The sequence below is a fragment of the Nocardiopsis sp. TNDT3 genome, from assembly GCF_003427465.1.
In the GTDB taxonomy this organism is placed as follows: Bacteria; Actinomycetota; Actinomycetes; order Streptosporangiales; family Streptosporangiaceae; genus Nocardiopsis; species Nocardiopsis dassonvillei.
Genome location: NZ_QPFC01000883.1, coordinates 1 through 3,437 on the forward strand (window position 1 = coordinate 1; position 3,437 = coordinate 3,437).

The window sequence follows — 3,437 nt, forward strand, 5'->3', positions numbered from 1 at the left end:
CGTGCTGGGCCCCGGCGACCTGGCCGCCAACAACGCGCACGCCGACGGCGAGTTCGCGCGCGCCGACGAACTCGACGGGTTCGCCGGCGCGGTGGCCCGCCTCCTGGCCGCCTTCACCGGCCAGACCCCGCGTCGGGCCCCGAACCCCGACGCCCCGCACGAGACCCAAGAGCCCCGCACCACCGACGAGGAAGGCGACGAGGACATGCGCGCACACCACACCCCCGCCCGGGAGGCCAGGTGACCACCGCGGCCCCCACCCAGGCCCCGCCGGAACGCGAGGCCGTACGGGTACGCCACGACGACCTGGTCGCGTTCGCCGCCGGGGTGTTCACCGACCGCGGCCTGCCCCCCGACCGGGCGGCCGAGGCGGCGCGCGCTCTGTGCCACGGCGACCTCGCCGGGCCGCGTTCGCACGGTCTGGCCAACCTGACCCGCCTCTACCTGCCGCTCCTCGACGAGGGCAGGGCCGACCCCGCCGCGGAGCCGCGCGTCCTCGCCGACCTCGGCGCCGCCGTGCTCTGGGACTCCCGGCGGGCCCTGGGCCTGTGGGCGGCGAGCGAGGCCATGGATCTGGCCGCCGAGCGCGCCGCGCGCCACGGCATCGGGCTGGTGTCCGTGCGCGGCGCCACCCACCTGGGCTGCGCCGGGTACCACGCGCTGCGCGCGGCCGAACGCGGCATGGTGGGCCTGGTGGCCAGCAACTGCGGACGCCAGCGCATCGCCCGCCCGCCCGGCGGCGCGGTCGCGATGCTGGGCACCAACCCGCTCAGCGTCGCCGCCCCGGCCGGGGAGCACCCGCCGTTCCTGCTCGACATGAGCACCACGGCCGCGCCCACCGGCCGGATCCGCCAGGCCGCCCGCGAGGGCCTCGCCCTGCCCGAGGGCCTGCTGTGCGACGACACCGGCGCGCCCGTCACCGACCCCGCCGCCTTCGACGCCGGGCGCGCGCACCTGATGTGGCTGGGCGGCGAAGCGGGACGCTACAAGGGCTTCGGCCTCGGACTCATGGTCGAGGTGCTCTCCGCACTGGTCCCGGGGGCCGGGACGGGCCCCCACCCCGACGCCCTGGACGGGGACGGCGGCCCGAGCGGACGCGACGACGACATCGGCTTCTTCGTGGCCGCGATCGCGCCCGGCGCCCTGCGGCAGGGCGCCGACGACGACGCGCGGGAGCTGTTCGGCGCGCTGCTGGCCTGTCCGCCCACCGACCCGGACGCGCCGGTGCGCTACCCCGGCTGGCACGAGTACCACCGGGCGCGGGAACTGCGCCTGGCGGGCGTGCCGCTGGAGGCGGAGCTGTACGCCGAGCTGGCGGAGCTGGCCGACCGGACCGGCCTGCCCTTCGAGGCGATGCGGGAGGAGACGCGATGAGCGCCCCGCTGCGCACCGGGCTGGTCGGCCTGGGCGTGATCTCCCGCTTCTACCTGGAGGCCCTGCGCACCGCGCCCGGCCTGGACCTGGTGGCGGTGTGCGACCGCGACCCCCGCGTGCTCGCCGCCCACCCGGTCGGGGCGCGGGGCTACACCGACCACGTCCGGATGCTCGACGAGACCGGACTGGACGCGCTGGTGGTCACCGCGCCCAACGACGCCCACGCCCCCGTCTGCGCCGACGCGCTGCGGCGCGGGGTGGCCGTGTGCGTGGAGAAGCCGCTCGCGCTGGACGCCGCCCAGGGGGAGGCGCTGGCCGGGCTCGCCCGAGACCGGGACACGGTGCTGTTCACCGCCTTCCACCGCCGGTACAACTCCGCGCTCGCGCGGCTGCGCCGGGACCTGGCCGGACGGCGGGTGGAGGAGTTGACCGTGCGCTACCTGGAGCGGATCGAGGAGCACGCCGGCACCGACACCTGGTACCTGGACCCGGCCCGCTGCGGCGGCGGGTGCGTGGCCGACAACGGACCCAACGCCTTCGACCTGGTGGAGTGGCTGCTCGGCCCGGCCGAGGCCGAGTCGGCGCACGTCACGCGGGACGCCGCGGGCACCGACCGCCGGGCCGAGGTCGTGCTGCGCGCCGCGGGGGCGCGCGCACGCGTCCTCCTCGACTGGTCCCATCCCGGCGAGCGCAAGGACGTCGAGGCGCGCACCGCCGACGGGGCGGTGCTCACGGCGGACATGCTGGAGGGCCATCCCGGGTTCAAGGACTCCCTGTGGCACGAGTACGTGGGCGTGCTCGCCGAGTTCGAGCGGCGGGTGCGCGGCGGCGTGGTCGAGGACCCGGGCGGACCGTCCGCGCTGCGGCTGGTCGGGGACGCCTACCGCTTGGCGGAGGCCGCGGAGCCGACGAGGGAGGAGGCGCGATGAATCCCCGTGAGGACGGTCCCAAACGGGACGTCACCGCGACGCTGGTCAAGGTCCTGGTGCACCGCAGGAGCGAGCGGGGTATGCGGCTCGAACCCCACGCCAGCCGGTGCGTGCGCGCGGGGGAGGTGCACGAGCTGGTCGCCACCGACCACACCGAGACCGTTGCGGGGGCCCGGATCGACCGGGTGGGCTTCCTCGGGTTCGCCGAGATCACCGGCGCCGGGGTGGTGGACCGGGGCGACGAGGTGTGGATCGGCCCGCGCCGGGTGGGGACGGTGCTCGGCTTCGACGCCTGCCACATGCCCAACCACTACAACGTGCTCATCCACGCCGACCCGCTGCCGACCGGGCGGGACCTGGGGTTGGCCTCGGGTGAGGGTTTGGTGTTCCGCCAGGGGGCGCCGGTCGGCGACGGCCCGCCCGCCGAAACGGTTTCCGAAGAATCTGGCATTTGCTGAAAATGTCCGATATAAAAAATCAATTGCACTCATGGATTCTTCTGAACCCCTTTTGTGGGGCACGCTCACAGGCTAATCTTCTGGGTGTGGGGAGGGTCCGGTCGGACTCGGTCGGAGGGTCCTTTCCTGTGCTCGGAGAGAGCATCGTACGTCTGTTTTTCCATAGGGATCGAGAGGGAAAATAAATGACGACCGCAACCAAGGCCAACAGCCGCCTCGAAGAGCGCTTCCGCCTCTGGGACGCCAACGGCAACGGGGCCGTCGAGCGCTCGGACTTCGAGTCCGAGGCGAACGACATCGTCTCGCGCCTTGGAGCCGAGGGCACCGCCCAGGGCAACGAGCTCAAGAGCGCCTACCTGGCCATGTTCGACCACCTGGCCTCCGCCGCCGGCACCCAGCGCATGAGCCGGGAGCAGTTCGTGCAGGCCGCCGAGCAGGAGATCATCAGCAAGGGCGACGCCGGCTTCGCCTCGGTCGTCCAGCCGACCATCCAGGCCATCGTCAACGTGCTCGACGTCGACGGTGACGGTGAGATCAGCCCGACCGAGATGCAGAAGTGGTTCGCCGCCATCGGTCTCCAGGGCGCCGACGCCGACCGGGCCTTCGCCGACCTCGACGCCGACGGCAGCGGCAAGCTGTCCACCTCCGAGCTGGTCGACGCGGTCCGCGACTACCA

At 74.0% G+C, this 3,437-nt stretch carries 4 protein-coding genes and 1 pseudogene; all 5 read left to right on the top strand.

The window, feature by feature from the left end; translation table 11 throughout:
• A pseudogene (locus DQW06_RS21035) lies at positions 1 to 244 on the top strand (peptidase M20); the annotation flags it as partial.
• Entirely contained in the window at positions 241 to 1,374 is a 1,134-nt protein-coding gene (locus DQW06_RS21040) for an Ldh family oxidoreductase (RefSeq protein ID WP_013152485.1), read from the top strand. The pseudogene DQW06_RS21035 and the gene DQW06_RS21040, both read left to right, overlap by 4 nt.
• Positions 1,371 to 2,303 carry a Gfo/Idh/MocA family protein gene (locus DQW06_RS21045; RefSeq protein WP_013152486.1) on the top strand — a complete coding sequence of 311 codons (933 nt, stop codon included), beginning with the start codon at positions 1,371 to 1,373 and terminating at the stop codon, positions 2,301 to 2,303. The genes DQW06_RS21040 and DQW06_RS21045 overlap by 4 nt, the downstream gene beginning before the upstream one ends.
• A complete protein-coding gene (locus tag DQW06_RS21050) occupies positions 2,300 to 2,761 on the top strand; it encodes a DUF6917 domain-containing protein (protein ID WP_013152487.1) in 462 nt (153 codons plus the stop codon). Before DQW06_RS21045 ends, DQW06_RS21050 begins: the two co-directional genes overlap by 4 nt.
• A 185-nt stretch (positions 2,762 to 2,946) precedes the next feature.
• A partial coding sequence (locus DQW06_RS21055) for an EF-hand domain-containing protein (RefSeq protein ID WP_157983530.1) occupies positions 2,947 to 3,437 on the top strand: 491 nt, incomplete at its 3' end.

Coding starts and splice junctions, on each gene's coding strand:
- DQW06_RS21045 (WP_013152486.1), top strand. CDS start 1,371: ATGAGCGCCCCGCTGCGCACCGGGCTGGTCGGCCTGGGCGTGATCTCC.
- DQW06_RS21050 (WP_013152487.1), top strand. CDS start 2,300: ATGAATCCCCGTGAGGACGGTCCCAAACGGGACGTCACCGCGACGCTG.